Origin of the sequence: Streptomyces sp. LHD-70 (assembly GCF_031157275.1) — a bacterium.
Taxonomy (GTDB): domain Bacteria; phylum Actinomycetota; class Actinomycetes; order Streptomycetales; family Streptomycetaceae; genus Streptomyces.
On sequence record NZ_JAVIFW010000009.1, the window covers coordinates 20162 to 40946 of the forward strand.

At 70.7% G+C, this 20785-nt stretch carries 16 protein-coding genes; 7 read left to right on the plus strand and 9 right to left on the minus strand.

All coding sequences use genetic code 11. The features are described from left to right. Nucleotide 1: 1 nt before the first annotated feature. The 6 genes from RCO28_RS18815 to RCO28_RS18840 form a co-directional block, all read right to left on the minus strand. Nucleotides 2-580 (minus strand): dihydrofolate reductase family protein, encoded by a 579-nt coding sequence (locus RCO28_RS18815; RefSeq protein ID WP_308942306.1) that lies wholly within the window; start codon nt 578-580, stop codon nt 2-4. 318 nt (nt 581-898) lie between these two features. Further along, nucleotides 899-1381: an excalibur calcium-binding protein gene (locus RCO28_RS18820; RefSeq protein ID WP_308942307.1), complete on the minus strand. Its 483-nt coding sequence runs from the start codon at nt 1379-1381 to the stop codon at nt 899-901. Between the two features lie 280 nt (nt 1382-1661). Beyond that, nucleotides 1662-2300: a DUF6461 domain-containing protein gene (locus RCO28_RS18825; protein ID WP_308942308.1), complete on the minus strand. Its 639-nt coding sequence runs from the start codon at nt 2298-2300 to the stop codon at nt 1662-1664. Between the two features lie 106 nt (nt 2301-2406). Then, complete coding sequence (locus RCO28_RS18830; protein ID WP_308942309.1) at nt 2407-3345, minus strand: hypothetical protein; 939 nt, start codon at nt 3343-3345, stop codon at nt 2407-2409. 870 nt (nt 3346-4215) lie between these two features. After that, complete coding sequence (locus RCO28_RS18835) at nt 4216-4350, minus strand: hypothetical protein (protein WP_308942310.1); 135 nt, start codon at nt 4348-4350, stop codon at nt 4216-4218. A gap of 167 nt (nt 4351-4517) precedes the next feature. After that, a complete protein-coding gene (locus tag RCO28_RS18840) occupies nt 4518-7916 on the minus strand; it encodes a BTAD domain-containing putative transcriptional regulator (protein WP_308942311.1) in 3399 nt (1132 codons plus the stop codon). Nucleotides 7917-8205: 289 nt separating this feature from the next. On the opposite strand from RCO28_RS18840, the gene RCO28_RS18845 reads away from it, so the two are divergent. Next, a complete protein-coding gene (locus RCO28_RS18845; RefSeq protein ID WP_308942312.1) occupies nt 8206-8967 on the plus strand; it encodes an SDR family oxidoreductase in 762 nt (253 codons plus the stop codon). Between the two features lie 42 nt (nt 8968-9009). Next, nucleotides 9010-9471 (plus strand): nitroreductase/quinone reductase family protein, encoded by a 462-nt coding sequence (locus RCO28_RS18850; RefSeq protein WP_308942313.1) that lies wholly within the window; start codon nt 9010-9012, stop codon nt 9469-9471. 152 nt (nt 9472-9623) lie between these two features. On the opposite strand, the gene RCO28_RS18855 is transcribed toward RCO28_RS18850, so the two are convergent. Continuing rightward, nucleotides 9624-10883, minus strand: a complete 1260-nt coding sequence (locus tag RCO28_RS18855) for a peptidoglycan-binding protein (protein ID WP_308942314.1) — start codon at nt 10881-10883, stop codon at nt 9624-9626. A gap of 264 nt (nt 10884-11147) precedes the next feature. Between RCO28_RS18855 and RCO28_RS18860 the strand changes: the two genes are divergently transcribed. Then, nucleotides 11148-12128 carry a DUF2690 domain-containing protein gene (locus RCO28_RS18860; RefSeq protein WP_308942315.1) on the plus strand — a complete coding sequence of 327 codons (981 nt, stop codon included), beginning with the start codon at nt 11148-11150 and terminating at the stop codon, nt 12126-12128. A gap of 207 nt (nt 12129-12335) precedes the next feature. Next, the gene (locus tag RCO28_RS18865; protein WP_308942316.1) at nt 12336-13385 is read left to right on the plus strand and encodes a peptidoglycan-binding protein; all 1050 of its coding nucleotides are present in this window, start codon (nt 12336-12338) and stop codon (nt 13383-13385) included. 167 nt (nt 13386-13552) lie between these two features. Here RCO28_RS18865 and RCO28_RS18870 read toward each other — a convergent pair whose 3' ends face one another. After that, complete coding sequence (locus RCO28_RS18870) at nt 13553-14740, minus strand: Cmx/CmrA family chloramphenicol efflux MFS transporter (RefSeq protein ID WP_308942317.1); 1188 nt, start codon at nt 14738-14740, stop codon at nt 13553-13555. Between the two features lie 389 nt (nt 14741-15129). On the opposite strand from RCO28_RS18870, the gene RCO28_RS18875 reads away from it, so the two are divergent. Continuing rightward, on the plus strand, nt 15130-15999 hold the full coding sequence (locus RCO28_RS18875; RefSeq protein ID WP_308942318.1) for a MerR family transcriptional regulator: 870 nt from the start codon (nt 15130-15132) through the stop codon (nt 15997-15999). 137 nt (nt 16000-16136) lie between these two features. Here the strand turns inward: RCO28_RS18875 and RCO28_RS18880 are convergent, their stop codons facing one another. Continuing rightward, nucleotides 16137-18605 (minus strand): D-alanyl-D-alanine carboxypeptidase, encoded by a 2469-nt coding sequence (locus RCO28_RS18880; RefSeq protein ID WP_308942319.1) that lies wholly within the window; start codon nt 18603-18605, stop codon nt 16137-16139. 206 nt (nt 18606-18811) lie between these two features. Here RCO28_RS18880 and RCO28_RS18885 point away from each other — a divergent pair, with 206 nt between their 5' ends. Both RCO28_RS18885 and RCO28_RS18890 read left to right on the plus strand, forming a co-directional pair. After that, nucleotides 18812-19567: a GPP34 family phosphoprotein gene (locus RCO28_RS18885; RefSeq protein WP_308942320.1), complete on the plus strand. Its 756-nt coding sequence runs from the start codon at nt 18812-18814 to the stop codon at nt 19565-19567. A 276-nt stretch (nt 19568-19843) separates the two neighbouring features. Next, nucleotides 19844-20710 (plus strand): helix-turn-helix transcriptional regulator, encoded by an 867-nt coding sequence (locus RCO28_RS18890; RefSeq protein ID WP_308942321.1) that lies wholly within the window; start codon nt 19844-19846, stop codon nt 20708-20710. Nucleotides 20711-20785 lie beyond the last annotated feature (75 nt).

Genomic DNA, 20785 nt, shown 5'->3' on the forward strand with positions numbered 1-20785 from the left:
GCTAGGCGCCTCGGACGGGCTGGTAGGTGAGAAGGGCAAGGCCGTCACCGACAGTCTGGGTGTCGACCAGACGCATCCGCTTCTTGTCGCTGACCTCGCCGAAGAGGCGCTCCCCTGCCCCGAGCACGCACGGGAAGATCATCAGCCGAAGCTCGTCGACGAGGTCGTGCTCCAGCAGTGAGTGCACGAGCTGGCCGCTGGCATAGACGACGATCTCCCCGTTCACGCCTTGCTTCAGCTTCGAGACCTCGTTCACGACGTCGCCCTTCAGGACCGTCGAGTTGTTCCAATCGAGGTCTTCGAGGGTCGAGGACACGACGTACTTCGGCAGGCTGTTCAGCCTGTCCGCCCACTCGCCGCTGCGTGATGGCCACCGCGCGGCGAACCACTCGTAGCTCCGCCGCCCCAGCAGCAGGGCTTCGGCGCCAAGCGCCTCGGCGAACTCGACCTGGGCCCACGCTTCGCGGTCCCGCTCCCCAATCTGGCCGAACCAGCCGCCGAGTCTGAAGCCCTCCTCTCCGGTCGGGTCCTGGACAACTCCATCGAGCGAGACGTTCTCGCTGATGACGATCTTTCCCATCTCGGTTCTCCTCAGCCGGGCTGCGTCGGCCTCGGCGAGCTCGTCGACCAGCGCGGAAGTGGTGGTGTAGGCGCACGCTCTTGTGGAGCTTGCAGGTGAACCCACCACGTGAGTCCCGGACCAACCGGGCGATCAAGCTCTGCCAGGCGGTCTCGCGCATGTTCTGGGACTTCAGCCCTCTTTGAGGTGCGAGCAGGCGGCGGAGCGGTGCGGGCGACAGCCGAGTGCTGATGCGGGCGCACGGTGGCGGGGGTCCACCGCAATGTCCCAGTCGACCTCTCCCGCGGCATCAGCCGCAGCCGCTCACCCGCACAAGTCCTAAGCGCGGCGTCGACGCCGCAGGACGGTGTAAACGATGCCGGCGGCCGCGCCGGTCACGAGGAAGATGCCCGCGCCAGTATCGAAATCGCTTGGACCCGCTGCGCCACCCACTCCGCCCCGGACGCCTCGGGAAGGCATCGCGGTCGGGCTGACAGGCGTGGGTGTGACGGACGGGCTGACAGGCGTGGGGGTGGCAGTCGGGCTGACAGGCGTGGGTGTGACGGACGGGCTGACAGGCGCGGGTGTGACGGCGGTGCTACCTCTTCTGGGCAGCACCTCGCAGGCGATGCCGTCGTCCGGGCCCTGGTCCTCGTCGAGCCGGTCCGGGTCACTGGGGTCCATGTCGAAGTGGGCCTGGGCGTCTTCCTGGAACTGAAAGTCACGGCAGTCGAGATCCACTTGAGCGTGCGCAACCTCGGAGAGCGGAGCGATGGAAGCGAAAGCCAGGGCTATGCAGGGCACGGCAGTACGGCGCTTCACTTGGGCCTCCTTACGTTCCCCGAGACCGTCGGTTCGACCTTAGGCGGACTACCTCTGACAGGCGCTGAAGAGTAGGCCGAACGAGTACGGCACCGAGTGCCCGACGCGCCCCCGAACGGCCAGCCCCACAACAGCCAGCACCACGTCAGAAATTGGCTTGATCAGCACCAACCAGAATTCAGCCCAGACGCCCATGAATCAGAACGGTGGATCCAAGCCCCGGCCGCTCGTGCGGCCGGGGCTCACTGACGCAAACGCCAGGCCCGAGGGCACCGACTCCCTACGGATGCCCTGCGATCAGGGCTGCAGGGAGCTTCCCGCCCAGCACCAGTTCCTTGGGCAAGGTGAGGCCGAACCGTTCCTCGACGACGGTGAGGGACTTGCGGTGGGCCGTGTCCCGGTCCGTCTCCGCGGGGATGCCCGCAGCCTCCACGTCTCCGCGGACCAGGTCCGAGCGAGGGCCTGTGATCTCGTGCGACCACGAATGCATGAACATGTCGAAGCCGCACATGTACTCACCGTCGCGGAAGTAGGCGAAGGCGGGCGGGGGAAGCTTCGGGTTCTCCATCTCCCAGTACAGCTGGAACACGTCCGCTCCGCCGTCCGAGAGGCCGTCGGTATAACCGGGGCCCATATTCCCAGGCCAGTTGTCTCCGTACGCGACGGCGTAGGCCAGCCCGCCGACCTCTCCGTACCGCACCGCGATGCTGTCGCATGTGCCCCGCTCCCGGTCCCGCTGCCCCAGGAGCGCCTCCACCTCCGCCGCGGAGTGTTCCCCCAGTGGGGCAGGCGTGCGATCACCGGCAAGTCGGGCAACCAACTGCTCCGGGGTCAGACCGCGGGAGAGGGTGACGCAGTACCCGAGCCAGGACAGGTCAGCGTCGGCGATCCACGCGATGCCGTCGTCCTTCATCTTCATCCTCCAGCGGATGCCAGGGACCCGCACTCCCGCCGCCCGATGACGTTGGCTTGAGCGGGGTGCAACGTCGGACGAAGGTGACGGTTCGACGTGTGGCCAGCAAGCATCAGCAGCCCCGTTGCCTGAGCTCCGCACGAGCAAACGACTGCGCCAACACACGCAGTTGCTTCTCCGTAACGCTGGCGTCCGGTTCCGTCGCCGCCTTGAAGATGACCGCTTCGCCCCTACACCGGGCCTGCACCGCGCCGGGGAAGATCCGCCCATCGTCGTCGAACCGGAGGCGCTTGCCCCAGTCTCCGTAGTAGGCACTCAACATCACTTTGGGATCGCGAAACTTGGCACCCCAGTGGAGATCGCACCGTACGGCGTGCGAGGTCCGGGTACCACTGACGGAGACCCTCGCCCCTGCGGGCAGATCCGCGCGCGCCGTCCACGCGCAGGGGGTACCCGCTGCCTGCTTCGGGGCCAATGGCCGTGGTTCCCGATACACCTTTCCCGTCGGCGGCTTCAGCGGTTCGGCACCGCAACCAAGTCTGCGGGATGCCTCGTTGGCCAAGGAAGCCGCAGACTTCGCCAGCTCGGGTGGGGCCGATTCGCCGGACCAGGGGCCGATTCCGCTGCGCACCAGGAGCTTGCGCGGACTCCCTTTGGCGTCCTTGCCCAAGGCCGGGCAATCGATGAGCAGTTGAAGGGTGTCGTTCACCTGCAGAATGCCGGGCAACCCTTCAGGCACCTGCCCGCGCCAGCTCCAGCTCTCGTTGAACTCGAACGTGTCGTACAGAATCTCGCCCTGCTCCTCCTGATCGGTGGTGGCCACCACATGGAGCACCTGGTCCCTACCGCCGCCAGGCTCCTCAAAGCGCAGATCGCATCGGTACCAGCCGGTCTCCTCGATCAGCTTCTCCTCGGCGGGAAGCAGCCGGGCATCATCGGGCATGCGCGCGTCGATAACTTCGCGCGGCACCGCCCCGCCGCATGCCTGACGTGCCAACCACCACTCCTCGACGTCTTGGCGCACGGCCAGCCCCACAACAGCCAGCACCACGACAACCGTCAGCGTGACCTTCCCCCACCGCGGCACGGTTCCCCCATCACCTAGAAGCAGCGGCCACTACACCACAACCGGGCCACAGGTTCAGGTGAGGCGAATACCCCTGCCTAGGCACTCACTCCAGCCCCAAGAAATTGACTTGATCAGCACCGTCCAGAATTCACCCCATACACCCATGAATCAGACCGGCGGCGGATCCAAGCCCTGACAGCCCGCGCGACCAGCCCCACGGACTCCCCGACACCGACCTCACCTTCGCCCGCAAACGCCAAGCGGTGCTCGCAGAACGACAACCGAGCCCCGACCTGCCCGGCAAGGGCCACGCCCGTCGCGCCGGACGCCGCCCGCTCCCGTGCGGGGACGATGCGGGGACAGAGCGGGGACACACAGCCCGTGCGGGGACACAGCGGGGACGTACCGGACGAGAGGGCACGGGACGGAAGAGGAGCGGAAGGGACCTGTGGAGAGCGCATAAGACCAGGTCAGAGCCACTGTGCGACTACAGCACGCGACAACCCGCAGGTCACCCCAAGATCGTCATCCCACAAACGATCATGCTCCTAAAGCGGGTGTCGCAGGTTCGAATCCTGCCGGGGGCACTGTGCCTGACCAGGCATTGAGCAGTGGACGGCCCTCTCGGAGTGGACTCCGAGGGGGCCGTTCGCATGTGTGCGGGGACAGGTCGGGGACACGGCCGCGGCGGCGGGGCGAGCTGCTGCTCGATCTCGCGGGCAGCGGCCGCGGGGTCCTGGGCCCGCCGTCCTCGCCCTCTCCAGCGGGGCGGCTCTCGCGAGCGGGGCATGGAGTCGTACGGAGCGTGGATCTGGTCACGCACCCGGCAACCGCGCGAATCAGCAGGGTTGGTCACCGCCACCGGACGCCCCGGTCGATGCAGGTGTCCAAGAAGGCGTCGGACTGGCAGATCGTGACGATGTCCTTCTTCTTGGAGATCTTCTTGTTGTAGTGGGTGCACTTCGGGCCGGTCACTTCAGCGGACAACTCGTAGCGACAGCTCGTAGCGACAGCTCGTAGCGGCAGGCCGACGAGACGCTCCGGCGCTGTGGGGAACGGGGGATCAACAGCGTCGGCTGGACGGCCAGGCCGTCAGTCCTCGCGTTCCTCTTCGTACGCCGCCTCACGCGCATGCAGTACGAGAAGCCCCGACCCTAGGCGTAGCCCCCGGCCTCGCGCGCGAACGCCGTGGTGAAGGCCGGATCGCCGAGGGCCGTGCGGACGGCCCCCGTGATGCGGTCGACGTCGCCGCGTTCGGCCGGTGGTAGCGGTGCTCGCACCGCGGTGCGGGAGCGGTGGGCGGTGCCGAGGAGTTGAGCGGCGACTTCGGAGCGGCCGGCCAGGTGATGGGCGCCCGCCAGACCCTCCAGGGCGAGGGCGACGGCCCGGGGGTCCCCGGTGGTACGGGCGGCTGTCAGGCCCTCGGTATGGAGGGCCAGGGCGGCGGCGTGGTCGCCGCGGAGTTCGGCGAGGAAACCGAGTTCGGCAAGGATGAGGGCGGTGCCGTTCTCCGCCTCGAAGCGACGGTTCCACTTCAGCCAGGTGCGCAGGTGGCGCTCGGCGTCCGCCCAGCGTCCCTGGCGCCGCGCTCCGAGGGCGAGTCCGACCTCGGCGAACTCCTGAGCGCGGTGGTCGGCGTGCTGTACGGCGAGCCGTCGGCCGTTGTCGTGGAGTCGTTCGGCTCGCGCGTGATCGCCGTCGAGGAGGGCGATACGGCCCAGTTCGGACCAGCGGACGGATGCCTCGGTCCACAGGCCGAGCTCCTCGGCGATGCGCAGGCCGTTCTCGTGCTCGGCCTGCGCTGACCGGTAGTCGCCTTCGATCTCCGCGAGCCTGCCCAGGACCCCGGTGGCCTGCAACTGGCCCCAGCGGTCGCCGAGTTCACGGAAGCGGGCGAGGCTCTCCGCCGCGTCGGACCGGGAAGCCGCCAGCTCACCTCGTACGTACCGCTGTACGCCCCGTACGCTCAGCGCCGCCGCGACGCCCCAGCGGTCGCCCGCCGACCTGGCGTCGGCGAGCGTCCGGCGTACCAGCTCCTCACCCACCTCCAGCGCACCGAACATCGTCGCGGCATGGGCGAGGAACCAGCCCGGGCCGACCCGGCCGATCTCGCCGACGTCGGTCATCTCCTCGTACAGCCGCAGCGGCACGCGACCGGCTTGTCCGGAGCCGAGCGGATCGCCCGACAGCAGGACCATTCCGGCGTGCCACGCGGCCAGGTAGGCACGGTCGGCACCGGCCGTCCCGGTCCTCTGCTCGACCGTCCCGGTCCTCTGCTCGGCGCCCGCGGGAGTCTCCTCGATGGCCGCGGGAGTCTCCTCGGCTGTCGCGGGTGTCTCTTCGGCTGCCGCGGGAGTCGACCCGATGGCCAGCGCCGTGGCCAGGCAGCGCTTCGCCTCCGTGAGCCGGCCACGCAGAAACCAGTACCAGGACAGGGCTCGTACGAGGCGTCGGGCGAGCTCGGCCTCGCCCGTGGCGGCCGCGGTGTCGAGGGCGGCGCGCAGATTGGCCGCATCCGCGTCGAGACGGTGCAACCAACGCTGCTGCTCAGCGCCGCGCAGCCGACTCTCGGCCCGCTCGGCGAGCTCGACGTAGTAGCGGAGGTGGGCCCGGCGCATGTGGTCGTACTCGGTCGCGGGCCCGCTCCCGTAGGACCGCTCCCCTCCGTGGTACGACTCCGGCCGCGTCGCCCGCAGCTGTTCCAGGCAGTACGCCGCCACCGACTCCAGCAAGCGGTAGCGCGGGCGCGGTTCTTCGGCGGCGGCGGGGCCCTGTGTGCTGTCGGCGACGACCACAAGGGACCGGTCCACCAGACGGGCCAGCAGGTCGACGACCTCGCCGGGCTTCACGCCGCCCCCGGAGCAGAGTGCCTCGGCTGCGTCCAGGGTGCAGCCGTCGGGGTGGACCGCCAGGCGGCGCAGCACCGCGCGTTCGGCGGCGGTCAGCAGATCCCAACTCCAGTCGATCACCGCGCGCAGGGTCTGCTGCCGCGCCGGGGCGTCCCGCCGCCCGCTCGTCAGGAGCCCGAACCGGTCGTCGAGCCGCTCGGCGAGTGCGTCCGCGCCCAGCACGCGGAGCCGGGTGGCCGCCAGCTCGACGGCGAGGGGAATGCCGTCCATACGGCGGCAGATGGTGGCGACCGTCTCGGCGTTGCCCTCGGAGAGGGCGAAGCCGGGCGACACGGCGGCGGCGCGCGCCACGAAGAGCCGCACCGCGCTCGACCGCATCACGTCGGACAGCGCGGCTCCGGGCTCCGGTACGTCCAACGGAGCCACCGGCCACAGCTGTTCGCCCGCAATGCCCATCGGCTCGCGGCTGGTGGCCAGGATGCGCACTCCTGGCGCGGCCTGCAGCAGCAGTCGCGCCAGGGCGGCCACCGCCTCGATGACGTGCTCGCAGTTGTCCAGTACGAGCAGCAGACGCCGGTCGCGCAACGCGTCGGCCAACCGGTCCGCCAAGGGGTGCGGGCTGCCGGCCGCCGACGGGGGCAGGGCGCCGGTACGGGCGTCGTCCCTGATGCCGAGCGCCACGGCGGCCACCTCCGCCAGCTCGTCGACCGCGGGGCCCGACGCCTCGGCCGAGCGAGCCGCGCCGGAGAGTTCCACCAGGGTTGTTCCGTCCGGGACTTGACCTGGTTCTGACGTGCCCGCGACCTCCAGTGCAAGGCGGGTCTTCCCGACTCCGCCCGGACCGGTCAGCGTCACCAGCCGCTGCGTCACGAGCAACGCCCGTACGTCGGCCACGGATCGCGACCGTCCGATCAGACCGGAGAGCGGAACGGGAAGCTTCGCGGCCACCGGCGGGGGAACAGCAGCCAGGCCTTCCTGGTTGAGGATCTGCCCCTGAAGCGCGGCCAGTTCGGGGCCCGGCTCAAGCCCCAACTCATCGTCGAGCAGGCGGCGCACCTCCTGGTAGACCTCAAGAGCCTCACCGGGGCGGCCACTGCGGTACAGGGCACGCATATGGGCCGCGCGCAGCCGTTCCCGTAAGGGGTGAAGCTCGGCCAGCTCTCTCAACTCGCCTGCCAACGGGCCGTGTTCGCCCAGCAGGAGCCGGGCCTCGGCCTGCTCCTCATGCACCAGGAGCCGCTGTTCCTCCAGCCGTGCCGCCGCCGCCCGGGCGAAGATCTCGTCCGCGAAACCGGCGAAGGCGGGCCCTCGCCACTGGGCCAGTGCCTCGGCGAATCCCGTGGCCCGTGCGCGGGGGTCGGCGGTGCGGCGGGCCCGGTCGGCCAGCTCGAGGAAGCGCTCCGCGTCCATCGCGTCGTCGGCGACCCGCAGTTGGTAACCCGGCGGTCGGTGCACCACCAGGCCGTCCTCCCCGGCAGCCGCGAGGGCCTTGCGCAGTCGGGACACCAGGGTCTGCAGCGCCGCGGCCGGGCGGGAGGGCGGGGTCTCGCCCCACAGGTCGTCGACCAGCCGGTCGGCGGAGACGACCTGGCCGGGCGTGACCAGGAGATCGGCGAGCAGGGCGCGCACCTTCGCCTCGGGCACCGTCGCGAGATCGCCGTCCGCCCTCCAGACGGCCAGTGGTCCCAGTACCCCGAAGCGCATCGGTTCAGCGTACGGCCGGCACACGGACTGCGGGCGGGCGCCCGCCAACGGACCGAACGCGTACGGGGAAACGGCCCGAACCCGGCCGCCCGACCCCGACCCGAACCCGACCCGACCCCGTCCCGACCCCGACCCGACCCCGACCCGAACCCGACCCGAAAGCGGACCGAAAGCAGACCGCAGGCAGACCGAATGCACCGCCCAGCAGAGTCGTTCCCGCAACCACGACCACGAGCTACAAGCACAAGCACACGCACACGCACACGCACAACCAGCCGAAGGAGTCATCATGAGCAGGTTCACGGGCAAAAAGGCCGTCGTCACCGGCGGGACGCACGGTATGGGCCTGGCGATCGTCAAGGCGCTGCTCGCCGAAGGGGCCGAGGTCGTCCTGACGGGCCGCAGTGAGCGGACCCTCGAAGAGGCTCGGACGGAGCTCAAGGGCGAGGCGGCGCACGTCGTACGCTCCGACGCCGCCAGCATGGCGGACATCGCCGCCCTCGCCGACCTCGCCCAGGAGAAGCTCGGCCGCGTCGACCACCTCTTCGTCAACCACGGCATCGCGGAGTTCGCCGAGCTGGCGGAGGTCACGGAGACGTCCTGGGACCGCCAGTTCGCCGTCAACACCAAGGGTGTCTTCTTCACCGTCCAGGCGCTGGCCCCGCTGATCGAGGACGGTGGATCGATCGTGTTCACCACGGTCGCCAACGACGTCGTCTTCCCCGGGCTGAGCGCGTACTCCGCGTCGAAGGAGGCCACCCGCGCCCTGGCCCACGTACTGGCGGCCGAGTTGCTGCCCCGGCGGATCCGGGTGACCTCGGTCGCTCCTGGCTTCATCAAGACGCCGACGATGGGAGTGGCCGGGCTGACGGAGGAGCAGCGCAGGGAGTTCGAGCAGCAGGGTGACGAGAGCACTCCGCTGGGGCGCAACGGCACGGTCGAGGAGGTCGCCGCGGCCGCGCTCTTCCTGGCGGCCGACGCGACCTTCACCACCAATGTCGAGCTGGCCGTCGACGGCGGCTTCGCCCAGGGCCTCGTCGCCGCTCACTGAACCGGCCCCGTCTCCAACCCACCCGCCGACCTGGAGAGTTGAATGCCCCCGGAGAGTCCTCAGTCAGCGTCAGCGCAGGACGCAGCCATCGTCGAGAGCCCCGACCCCTCAGTGGCGGAGCACGTACGCCGCTACGTCGCGACCGACGGCGCCAGCGGTCACCGGGAAGGCGGGATGACCAATCTCGTCCTCACCCATCGGGGCCGGAGGACCGGCAGGCTCTACCGGACCGGTCTCTTCTACGGGGAGGACGCGGGCCGTTACATCCTCGTCGCGTCCGGCTCGGCCATCACCCACACCCACCCCCAGTGGTACCTCAACCTGACAGCCGATCCGGAGGTGCGGGTCCAGGTCCTCGCCGACCGTTTCCCCGCCCGCGCCCGCACGGCCGAGGGCCCGGAACGTGAGCGGCTCTGGGACCTGATGACCGGCTTGGCTCCCGTGTACCGCACGTACGAGGCCAAGAGCAGGCGGACGATTCCGGTAGTGGTCCTCGACCGCTGAGACCACTGCCCTCAGTGGTCCTCGACCGCTGAGACCACTGCCCCCAGTGGTCCTCGACCGCTGAGCACACCGCCCCTGACCTCCTACGTACGGAGGTCAGGGGCAGTGGTCGGCCGGACTCAGGGGCGGTAGTCAGCCGGGCTCAGCCGGACTCACCCGACCAGTGCCGCCCACGTGGCGGGACCGGCGATGCCGTCCGGGGTCAGGCCTTCGGCCTTCTGGAAGGCCTTGACCTGCGTGGCCGTACCCGTGCCGAACACGCCGTCGGCGGTGATGTCGTGGCCGTGGGCGGCCAGTTGGCGTTGAAGGGCCTTGACGGCGTCGCCCTTCGAGCCCTGCTTCGCCGTGACGATGAGCCGCGTCCAGGTGTCCGGGCCCACGATCCCGTCGGCGGTCAGGCCTTCGGCCTTCTGGAAGGCCTTGACCTTCGTCGCCGTACCCGTGCCGAAGACGCCGTCGGCGGTCGTCGCGTACCCGTGGGCGCCGAGCAGCAGTTGCACGGTCGTCACGTCGACGCCCTTCTGGCCCGGCTCGACCGTCGGCCAGGACGTGCCCGGCTGCTCGGGTGGGGTGCCGCCGCCCTCGGCCAGGTCCCGCAGCTGGTCCAGGGTGCCCCGGAACACGTTGCGGTCGCCCTTGCCCGTGGTGCCGTTCTTGCCGGGCAGGCCCGGGATCGACTCGGACTCCGTGTACTGCCACAGTGACCAGGCCCCCGCGCCCGGCACGTCCTGCGGCTCCGACGACCCGCTCTCGTACCGGGCCAGCCACAGCGGGTGGTCCTTGAAGACCTCACCCTTGCCGGACATGCAGCCGTTCACGAACGACGCCCGGGTGTAGACGATCGGCTTCACCTTGAACGCGGCCTCGACGCGGTCCAGGAACACGGTCAACTGCCCGGCGCGCAGCGCCTTCGGGCACACCTCCTGGCCGTTCTGCCACGTGCCCTCGACGTCCAGGACCGGCGGCAGCTCCCCCGCCTTCTGCCCGGTGTAGCCGGCGGCCTTGGCGGTGCGGATGAAGTGGTCGGCCTGGGCGCCGCCGTCCGTGGTGCTCTCCGGGTCGAAGAAGTGGTACGGGGCGCGCAGCATCGACGTACCGGAGGCGGCCTTGAAGTCCCGGGCGAACCAAGGGTCCTGATAGCCGGTGCCCTGCGTCGCCTTGAGGAACGCGAAGGAATTCGACTGCGCGACGCGCTTCCAGTCGATGGGCTCGCCGGTCGCGTCGTGGTTGTGGTGGCTGGTGTCGACGCCCTTCACCTTGTACGTACTCGGCGGCGCCGCCACGCTCTCGTCGGCGGTGGACAGCAGGACGCCGCCCACGAGCGATGCGGCGGCGACGGCTGCCACGGTGAGGGTCAGGCCGGTACGGCGACGGCGGTGGGCACGGCGGCCGGGAGTTGAGCGGGTGGGCATGGTCGGCCCCTTTCGGAGTGCGCTGGTTTCGGAGTACGCGGGTTTCGGAGTACGCGGGTTTCGGAGTACGCGGGTTTCGGAGTACGCGGGCAGCTCGAAGTGGTGGTCTTTCGACCGGAGTTGGGAAGTGGTTGCCGTAACCATGCACCCGCGTCACCGGGGAGTCCTACACTTTCGGCTGGCCGGCTGATTCATGCACAAGGCCCCGGTGATGCAGGGCGGTTGAGCTGCCGTCATGCACGGTGAACGTGGGGGGACGCATCAATGGGCGTTGCACGCGACGAGCAGAGACAGGCAGCGAAGCGGGAGCTCGCCCTACTGTTGCGGAGCTGGTGGGAGGAGCACCCCGACAAGATCACGCAGGAGGCGCTGGCCCGGCGGATCACGGAGCGGGGCGTGCAGATCAGCCAGGAGATGCTGTCGCGCTACCTGAACCGCTCCCGGCCGACGACGGCCCGGCCCGACGTCATCCGCACCATGCACGAGGTGCTGCGCCGGGCACCGGAGGAGCTGAGCCTGGCTCTGAATCTGCAGGCGCAGGCGCAGGCGCAGGCTACTGAGGTCACGGAGGCTCCGGACATCACGGAGGCAGCCACCGCCACCGGGGAACCAGGGGAAACAGCGGAAGCACCCCCGGCACGCCCGGCACCCCCCACCCCCTCCCGCAAGAAGTGGCCGTGGATCGCCGTCGCCGCCGCGGTCGTCGGAGCGTCCGGGCTCACCGCCTTCATGACGCTGGGCGAGGAGCGGCGGGGGACCACCCCGCCAGGCCACCGGGAGACGCCCTCCGCCTCCCTCCCCGCCGAGGAGTCGACCTCCGCCGGTACGCAGCCTCCCGCCGAGGAGTCGACCTCCACCGGTACGCAGCCTCCCGCCGAGTGCCGCGGTGAGTCCTGCTTCGGCATCGACGCCAAGTACGCGGTCTGCCGGGAGGACGCCGCCACGTACTACACGGCTCGCGCCCACGGAGTCTTCGTCGAGCTGCGGTTCAGTCCGGCCTGTCAGGCGGCGTGGGCCAAGATGAGCGGCACGTCCCAGGGCGATGTCGTACGCGTCACCAACAACGCCGGGCGCAGCCGCCACTACACCCAGCAGTGGGGACACGACGCCCACACCACGATGGTCGAGGCCGTGAGCCCCGACGACGCCAAGGCCTGCGCGCACACCCCGCGCGGGCAGGTGTGCGCCACGAAGGCCGTGACGCCCACGCCGCCCGGCGACGCGGGGCCGAGCGGACGCCGCTAACTCCTCCCTGCATAACCGCAGGTCATCGCCGTGCATAGCGAGCCGCTCATGCACGCATCAATGCACCGCCGCAACCCCGGGTCAGGGCGCCTCAAGGCGTGCAGAGTGATTCCGCGGCCGACGATCCCGCTCCTCTCGTGAGCCGGTACGAGCCATCGGCCGCCCCCTGCACACCGCCCACCGCCCACCGAGGCCAAGGAGTCAGCCATGTCCGTACGCACCACACGTCACGCACGCCCCACCCGCACCCGGCGAATGGCCGCCGCGATCGCCATCGGGGCCCTGGGCTGTGCGGGTCTGGTCACCGTGGCCACCGCCTCCACCCCCGACTCCCTGCCGGGCGGGAGGTCCGCAGCGCCCACCGCGAACCAGGCCGCGGCCGCCCTCTCCGGGCCGACGCTCAAGGCGGGAGCCAGCGGTCCGGAAGTGACCGCGCTCCAGCACCTGCTGGTCGCCGGCGGCCGGTCCGTCGCCGTGGACGGGAAGTTCGGCCCGGCCACCACCTCCGCCGTGAAGGCGTTCCAGAAGGCGAAGGGACTCGGCGCCGACGGCATCGTCGGGCCCGCCACCTGGGCGAAGCTGACGCCGACGCTGCGTCAGGGGGCGCAGGGCGCGGCGGTGAAGGCGGCCCAGACGCTGTTGAAGGCGCGCGGCCAGTCCGTCGCCGTGGACGGGAAGTTCGGCCCGGCCACCACGTCCGCCGTCAAGGCGTTCCAAAAGGCGAAGGGGCTCGGCGCCGACGGGGTCGTCGGCCCGCAGAGCTGGTCCGCGCTGCTCGGTGCGGGCTCCGGCGGCGCACCGTCCGGGAACCGGGCCGCGCTCGCCAAGGAGATCCGCGACCACCGTGACATCGTCCTTGCGACCGTCCACCCCGGCGGCACCCACGCGGGTTCCACCGCACGGCAGAACATCGTCGACACGGCCAGCGGCAAGGGCGCGCTGACCAGCCCGTGGAGCGACCGGCCGAACCAGCGCGTGGCCCTCGACACCCGGATGCTGAGCGGCCTCCTGAAGCTGCGCGGCCAGTACGGCTACCGGGTCTCCGTCTCCGAGATCGTCGGCGGCGACCACAGCTCCAACTCCCGGCACTACGCGGGGCTTTCCTTCGACATCAACTACATCAACGGCGTTCACGTCGGTGACGGCGCCCCGCACCAGGGCCTGATGTCCGCCTGCCGCAAGCTCGGCGCGACGGAGGTCCTCGGCCCGGGCGACGCGGGCCACAGCCGCCACGTCCACTGCGGCTGGCCGCGCTGAACCTGAGCGGGCGTACGGGACTGATCCCGGCCCCTGCGTGAGGCGGCCACCCGGCCCGGGTGAACCAGGACCAGGTGAACCCGAGCCCCCAGGCCCAGGCGAACCCAGGCCCAGGTGAACCCAGGACCAGGTGAACCCAGGACCAGGTGGCCGCCGACCGCCCCGGATCAGGCCCGCACCCGCTCCCGGCCCCGCCCCCTCCCCCGCCGTACGAGAACCCGCAACGCCCCCAACGCCCCCACTCCCACCGCGGCAGCCACCAACCCCGCGCTCACCCACAGCGGTCCCCGGAACCCGGCCCCCGCCGAGACCGGCAGGCCGCCCAGCCAAGGGCCGAGCGCGGCGCCGATGTTGAAGGACGACGTCGCGTAGGCCCCGGCGAGGGTCGGGGCCTCGGGGGCCGCGTACAGGGTGCGGGAGATCAGGGTCGAGCCGACGGCGAAGGACAGGGCGCCCTGGACGAACGCGAAGGCCAGGGTCGCCGGGGCCCAGCTCGACGTGAGGGCGAACAGGGGCCAGCCCGCGCAGAGGGCGAGCGTGCCGACGGTCAGCAGGCGCGCGGCGCGCGTGTCCGCGTACCGGCCGCCGAGCGTGACACCCACGAACGAGCCCACGCCGAACAGCGCGAGCAGCACCGGCACCCAGGACGCGGCAAGGCCCGTGACGTCGGTGAGGAGCGGGGCCAGGTACGTGAAGGCGCAGAACGTCGCGCCGTTGACCAACGCGCCGAGCAGCAGCGTGCGTTGGAGGTCCCGGCTGCGCAGGGCGGCGAGTTCGCGGCGGGCGTCCGGGCGGGGCGCTCCCTGCGCGTGCCCGGCGGGTACGGACCGTACGAGGGCGACGAGCGCGGGCAGCGAAAGCACGGCCACCGCCCAGAACGCCGCGCGCCAGCCCCAGAGTTGAGCGAGGAGCGCACCGCCGGGCACGCCCGCGACACACGCCACGGTGACCCCGCCGAGCAGCGCGGACGCCGCCCGCCCCTTGGCGTCGGGCGCGACGAGCGACACCGCCGTGGCAAGGGCGACCGCGAGGAACCCGGCGTTGGCGAGCGCCCCCACGAAGCGCAGGGCGAGCAGCGTCGCGAAGCTGGACGTCAGCGCGCCCGCGACATGCGTGAGCAGGAAGGCGCCGAGGAAGACGAGCAGCGCCCGGCGGCGCGGCCAGCGCAGGCTGAGGAGCGCGGCCGCCGGAGCGCCGACGACCATTCCCACGGCGAACGCCGAGGTCAGCGTGGCCGCGGTCGGGACGGAGACGTGCAGCTCGGCGGCGATGTCGGGGCCGAGCCCGGAAAGCATGAACTCGGACGTGCCCATGGCGAAGACGGCGAGCCCGAGGAGATGGACGGTGAGGGGCATGCGTGGCATGCGGGGTGTGCGGGGTGCACGAGGCATGTCGAGACTCCAGCCCTGCCGACAGAGGGCGGCAGGTGGTGAGAGGTGAAGGGGAGTGGGCCTCGGCTCTACGACGGGTCGGCAAGCGGCACGCGGTTGACGGCTTACGGCTCACGGCTGACGCCTGACGCCTGACGACATCAGCGCGCGCACGCCTCGAAGGACCACTCGTACAGCCACCGGACACGTGGTCCGGTGGCTAGCCTCTGGAGGCCTCGGGGCTCGACATGCCGGGCACGCTAGCCGCCCGCCCGCGACCCGGTCCACCGAATTCTTGACCTTGCCCCAGGGGCAGACCCCACGCTCCGACTCCGACCGGGCGGAACGGCCGCCCAGCCGCGGAGGATGAACCCGTGAACGCACCGCAGGCACCCGACGACGCCCTCCTCACCATCGGCGTCTTCGCCGCCCGCGCCCGGCTCTCGCCCAAGGCGCTGCGGCTCTACGACCGGCAGGGGCTGCTCGCGCCCGCGTACGTGGACGAGGCCACCGGCTACCGCTACTACCGCGGCGCGCAGGTGGCACGGGCCCGGCTGATCACGCTGCTCAGGCGGCTCGACATGCCGCTCGCGCGCATCCGGGAGTTCCTGGACCTGCCGGGCCCGGAGGCCGCCGAGGCGCTCGCCGCGTACTGGAAGGCCGTCGAGGAGCGGGTGGCGGGGCAGCGGACGCTCGTGGATCACCTCCGTGGACGCCTGACCGGAAGGAGTTCCGAGATGTACGAGAAGTTCGAGATCAGGACCGTCGACGTACCCGAGCAGCAGGTGATCAGCGAGGTCCGGCACACGCTCGCGCACGAGCTGCCGGCGTTCATCGGCGCCTCGCTCGGCCGCCTTGAGCGGGCCGCGCGGGAGCACTGCGGGGGCATCGTGGACGCGCCGTTCGTGCAGTACTACGCGGAGGTCAGCCAGGAGAGCGACGGCCCGGCCGAGTCCTGCGTACCGGTAGCCGACGCGGACGCCGCACGCGCCTGGGCGGAGACGAACGGGCACGGCGGCCGGGCCCGGACCGTGCCCGCGATGCGGCTCGTCCGCACCCGGATCACCAAGGCGCAGGTCGCGCACCCGCAGATCAACTCCGCGTACGAGGCGGTCGAGGCGTGGATCGCGGAGCAGGGCCTGACGATCGCCGGGCCGTGCCGGGAGATCTACTTCGCGGACTGGGACGCGGCGGGCCCGGAGGACGAGGTGTGCGACATCGCGTTCCCGGTACAGGACCAGTAGGCCTCTGTTCAGGCCGTCTCGGCACCCGCCCCCCGGGTCTCGCGGCGCTGGCACGGGGACGCGTGAGGGGGAGCCCTGAAGGACAGGGCTCCCCCTCACACTCGTACGCGGTCACGCTCGCACGCGGTGGCGGCCGGTCAGCCGATACGCGTCAGCTTTGCGCCGAACCCGGGTTCCTTCAGGTCCTCCTGGAGGGCCACGGGCACCTTCACGGCGCCCTCCTTCCCGTCGCCGACGCTCAGGACGCCGACCTCCGTACCGGCCTTCGCGATGTGCGGGACGGTCTCGCCGCCGTCGCCGACGGCCAGGTCAACGGTGAGTCCGGGCCAGCCGACGGCCGAGACGTCCTCGGTGGCGACGACCGGGGTGGTGCCGCCGAGGCCGTCGTCGACGTGCCCGACGACATCGCCCTTCTGCACCACGGTCCGGGTCTCCAGGAGATCCTGGGCCCGCAGGATCAGGTCCTTGCTGCGGGCGGTCGCGGTGTCGATGATCGGCGGCAGGTGCTGGCCGAAGACCGCGCCGATGATCAGCTGCCGCTCGCCTCCGATCTCCTTCTCCGCGGCGAACAGCAGGTTGCCGCCCGCCTTGGTGGTGGAGCCGGTCTTGATGCCGACGACGCCGAACAGCGGCACCAGCTTGTTGAAGTTCCGCTCGTCCTGGGGGCGTTCGGAGGTCGTGGAGTCGAACTTCGGCATCCGCACGATCTTCCGGAACAGTGGGATCTCCATCGCGGCCTTGCCCAGCTTCACCTGGTCCACGGCTGTGGAGACGGTGGTCTCGTCGAGCCCGGACGCGTCGGTGTACGTGGTGTTCTTCATGCCGAGGTCCTTGGCGGCGTCGTTCATCTTCTTGACGAACGCCTCCTCGTCGCCGCCGCTGTCCCAACGGGCAAGCAGCTTCGCGATGTTGTTCGCGGACGGCAGCATGAGGTCCTTGATGGCCTCCTCGACCGTGATGACATCGCCCTCCTCGACCTCGACCACGGACTCGTTGGCGGGCTCGCCGGTCCGGAAATGGTCGGCGGCGGTCTTGTCGACGGTCAGCTCCTCGGTCGCCTTGTGCTCCTTGAGGATCAGATAGGCCGTCATGACCTTGGCCACACTGCCGACCGGGATGGGCTTCTCATCGCCGTACGTACCGAGGCTGCCGATCCCGTCGACGTCCACGACCGCCTGCCCCTCGGTCGGCCAGGGCAGGCTCGGCTCGCTGCCGTCGAAGGTGTACTTCGCGTCGGCGGTCAGCGCGAGCGTCGGCGTGGGCAGCGGGCGCACGGACTGTACGACCGCAAACACGACCACGAGCAGCAGGACCAGCGGCGTCCAGATCTTCACGCGGCGCACGGTGGTACGCAGCACCGTCTCCGGCGGCTTCGGCCGGTTGGTCAGCTCGGCGAGCAGGTCGAGCGGCGGCTTCGGCGGCAGCGGCTGCTGCGTGGTCCGCTCGGGGCCCAGGTGGGCGGCACCGGGCGCACTGGCGGCGGCCGTCGGCGCCTCGGGCGGCAGCGCCGCACCGGCTGCCGCTTCCTGCGGCGCCTTCGCGTCGCTCGCGCTCTCCGTCCGCTGCTTCGGCGCCTTCGGCTCGTCGAGCGGCTTGAGGGCTACGAATTTGCTGGTGCGCTCGGACTCGGCCTCGGCGGCCGGGTCCTCGGTGTCAGCTTTGGGGGCTTCGGCCTTGGGGGCTTCGGCCTTGGAGGTTTCGGTCTTCTCGGCTTCGGCCTTCTCGGCGTCGGCGGGCAGCTTGAGCATGGCCGTCGGCTGGTCGACCTTCGCCTTCGGCGCCTTGAAGATCGCGGTGGGCTGGTCGACGGGCTGGTCAGCGGGCTGGTCGGCGGGGGGATCTTCGGACTTGGTGTCTTCGGACTCTTCGTCGTCGGACTCGTCGTCCTGGGGGGCGTCGTCCTCGGCGGGGTCGTCGTCGTCCTCGGAGGTGGGCGCGGGCTCCTCGGGTGCGGCGTCGAGCGCGGCCTCGTCACCGTCTGCTGACTCGTCCTCGTCCGCCGGGTCCGCGTCCGCGTCCTGCGAAGCCTCGGACTCATCGTCCTCGGGCTCGTCCTCAGCCTCAGAACCGGAACCGGAGTCCGCCTCATCAGCCGCGCCCGACGCATCCGACCCACCCGCCGCACCCGCAGCAGCCGCCTCGGCGCCCTCAGCGCCCCCCTCAGCCTCCTCGGCCTCCTCGGCGGGCTCTTCCGCCGACTCGGGGGCCTCCTCGTCCTCAGGTGGCCGAGAATCGTCGTTCCCGTCGGATCCCGAGACCCAGGCGGCAACCGCGGCGCGTAGGCGGGCGTCCTTGGAAGCATCGGCCTCCCCCGCGCCCTCCGCCTCCGCCTCCGACGACTCCGCCGACGACCCCGCCTCCGCCTCCCCGGAAGAGGAATCGAGCGCCGCCGTGGAGAACACCGCCGTCGGCTGGTCGACGCGCGCCGGAGCGTCCTCCTCGGCGGCGGACTGCCGGGACACGGCGAGCCGAGGGTCGGCGGGCTTCGCCGTCGGTTCGCCCGAGGCCTCGCCCGAAGACCTCGCCGTACGGTCGCCCGAAGAACTGCCCGAGGACGTCCCCGAAGACTTTCGCTGCCCCGACGTGTCGGGGGTCTCGCCCGCCACCCATGCCTCCTCGATACGCCTTGCCCGCCCACACTCGCGCGCTACGTCAATGTCCGAACCATGTACCAGTGTCCTGTGTGCGGGATTGCCCGCCGGGCTAGACGAGAACGACATATCTCCTGGTTCCATAACGAACCGGACACGCACTCTCGACAGACCAATGTGAGAGGGGTCACCCTGTCATTCATCCACGCGGGGAGGCATGGATGGGCAGGAGCCGCAGAACAATTCCGGAAGAGCTTCTGTTGCTCGCTCTGGACCCGACCACGGGTACCACAGCGCAGCCGCAGTCGCTCGACCTAGGTCTGGCAGGAGCTCAGCTAGTAGAGCTGGCGCTGGCCGGACGGATAGCCCCAGACGGGGATCGTATCGCCGTGGTAGCACCACGGCCGACCGGAGATCCGACTCTGGACTGTGCACTGGAACTACTCCGCAGGCGCGGGGCCCCGGTGCGCGCGGTCCACTGGATCGGCGGGCCCCGACTGGGGCTGCGCCAGACCTATCTCTCGCATCTGGAGCGGTGCGGCATGGTGCATGCCGTGGCGGGCCAGATGTGCGGAGTGCTGCCGACGACGCGCTATCAGGCGACGGAGACGGCGATCAGCAGGGAGATCAGGTCACGGCTTGACTCCGCGATCCGGACCGGCGTTCCGCCGGACCCACGGACCGCGGCGCTCGCCGCGCTGGCCCATGCGGTCGGTCTCGGCAAGCACCTGTATCCCGGGAACGAAGGGCGCTCGTCGCGCTCCCGCCTCCGGGATCTGATCAGGCACGACCCGATGGGCGGCCTCGTGGCGCACGCTGTCATGGACGTCCAGAACGGAGTGGCGGCCCAGCCCCGTCGCTCCCCGGCCACGGCCACGGCCCGCAAGACGGACCGTGCGGCCGCCCAGGAGGCCGGCGGCAGCCGGATTCCGATGCAGCCACGCCGAGGTCCCATGGCGCGGGCGGTCGCCCACTGAGGCACGGCCCGTACGCCCGGGAAGAGATCCACCCGCACCACAAGCCCCACCTCCGCACCACCCGCACCACCGACACCGCACCGCAGTCCCCCTGAGACCGGTTCGGGAGCCGCACAGGAGCGCGGGGTGGTGGCCGGTCGTCCTGGACGACGACACCGGCCGCCGCCCCGCGCTCTCGCATATCCGCTGTTTCCCAGCGCTATGACACTCGTTGGTGGCACTCTGCTGAGCAGTAGATACGCAAAGTAGAGGCCCGCAGCCGGAGGTGCACGTCCCGTGGCGTCCAATGTCAATCCCACCGTCAGGCGACGCCGATTGGGCCAGGAGTTGCGCAGGCTCCGTGAGCTCAAAGGCATGACGGCCGAGGAGGTGGCGGACAAACTCCTCGTCTCCCAGTCGAAGATCAGCCGCCTCGAGAACGGCCGACGCAGCATCAGCCAGCGCGATGTCCGCGACCTGTGCGGGGTGTACGAGGTCGAGGACCACCGCGTCGTCGAGTCGCTGATGCAGATGGCCAAGGACAGCCGGCAGCAGGGCTGGTGGCACGCCTTCGGCGACATTCCGTACAGCGTCTACATCGGTCTGGAGACGGACGCGGCCTCGCTGCGCGTGTACGAGCCGCAGGTCGTGCCCGGACTGCTGCAGACGCACGCGTACGCCGAGGCGCTGATCGGCGGGGCGCTGCCGGAGACCGCGACCACGGACATCGAGAAGCGCGTCCAGGTCCGGATGCGGCGCCAGGAGCGGATCAACTCCGGGGAGGCCCCGCTGCGGCTCTGGGCCGTGCTCGACGAGGCGGCGCTGCGCCGTGTCGTCGGCGACCGGCAGCTGATGATCGAGCAGTTGGAGCATCTCGTCGAGATGTCGCACGAGCCGCACGTCACGGTGCAGGTGATGCCGTTCACGATGGGCGCGCACCCGGGCGTGAACGGCCAGTACGCCATTCTCGAGTTCCCCGACGCCGCCGACTCCAGCGTCGTCTACATCGAGGGCGTGACCAGCGACCTCTACCTGGAGAAGGCGAACGACGTGCAGAAGTACAGCGTCATGTACGAGCACTTGCGGGCGCAGGCCCTGAACGTGGACCAGACCCGTCAGTTCATCTCGGAAGTGGCCAAGACCTACGCCCGCGAACACGCCTGAGCGACTCGGAGACCGGCGTATCCGGAGGGTTCCATTCTGAAGGCGCGGCACGGTACACCCTGGCCTCGTCAATAG

Coding starts and splice junctions, on each gene's coding strand:
- RCO28_RS18815 (WP_308942306.1), bottom strand. CDS start 580: ATGGGAAAGATCGTCATCAGCGAGAACGTCTCGCTCGATGGAGTTGTC.
- RCO28_RS18825 (WP_308942308.1), bottom strand. CDS start 2,300: ATGAAGATGAAGGACGACGGCATCGCGTGGATCGCCGACGCTGACCTG.
- RCO28_RS18840 (WP_308942311.1), bottom strand. CDS start 7,916: ATGCGCTTCGGGGTACTGGGACCACTGGCCGTCTGGAGGGCGGACGGC.
- RCO28_RS18845 (WP_308942312.1), top strand. CDS start 8,206: ATGAGCAGGTTCACGGGCAAAAAGGCCGTCGTCACCGGCGGGACGCAC.
- RCO28_RS18850 (WP_308942313.1), top strand. CDS start 9,010: ATGCCCCCGGAGAGTCCTCAGTCAGCGTCAGCGCAGGACGCAGCCATC.
- RCO28_RS18855 (WP_308942314.1), bottom strand. CDS start 10,883: ATGCCCACCCGCTCAACTCCCGGCCGCCGTGCCCACCGCCGTCGCCGT.
- RCO28_RS18860 (WP_308942315.1), top strand. CDS start 11,148: ATGGGCGTTGCACGCGACGAGCAGAGACAGGCAGCGAAGCGGGAGCTC.
- RCO28_RS18865 (WP_308942316.1), top strand. CDS start 12,336: ATGTCCGTACGCACCACACGTCACGCACGCCCCACCCGCACCCGGCGA.
- RCO28_RS18870 (WP_308942317.1), bottom strand. CDS start 14,740: ATGCCCCTCACCGTCCATCTCCTCGGGCTCGCCGTCTTCGCCATGGGC.
- RCO28_RS18885 (WP_308942320.1), top strand. CDS start 18,812: ATGGGCAGGAGCCGCAGAACAATTCCGGAAGAGCTTCTGTTGCTCGCT.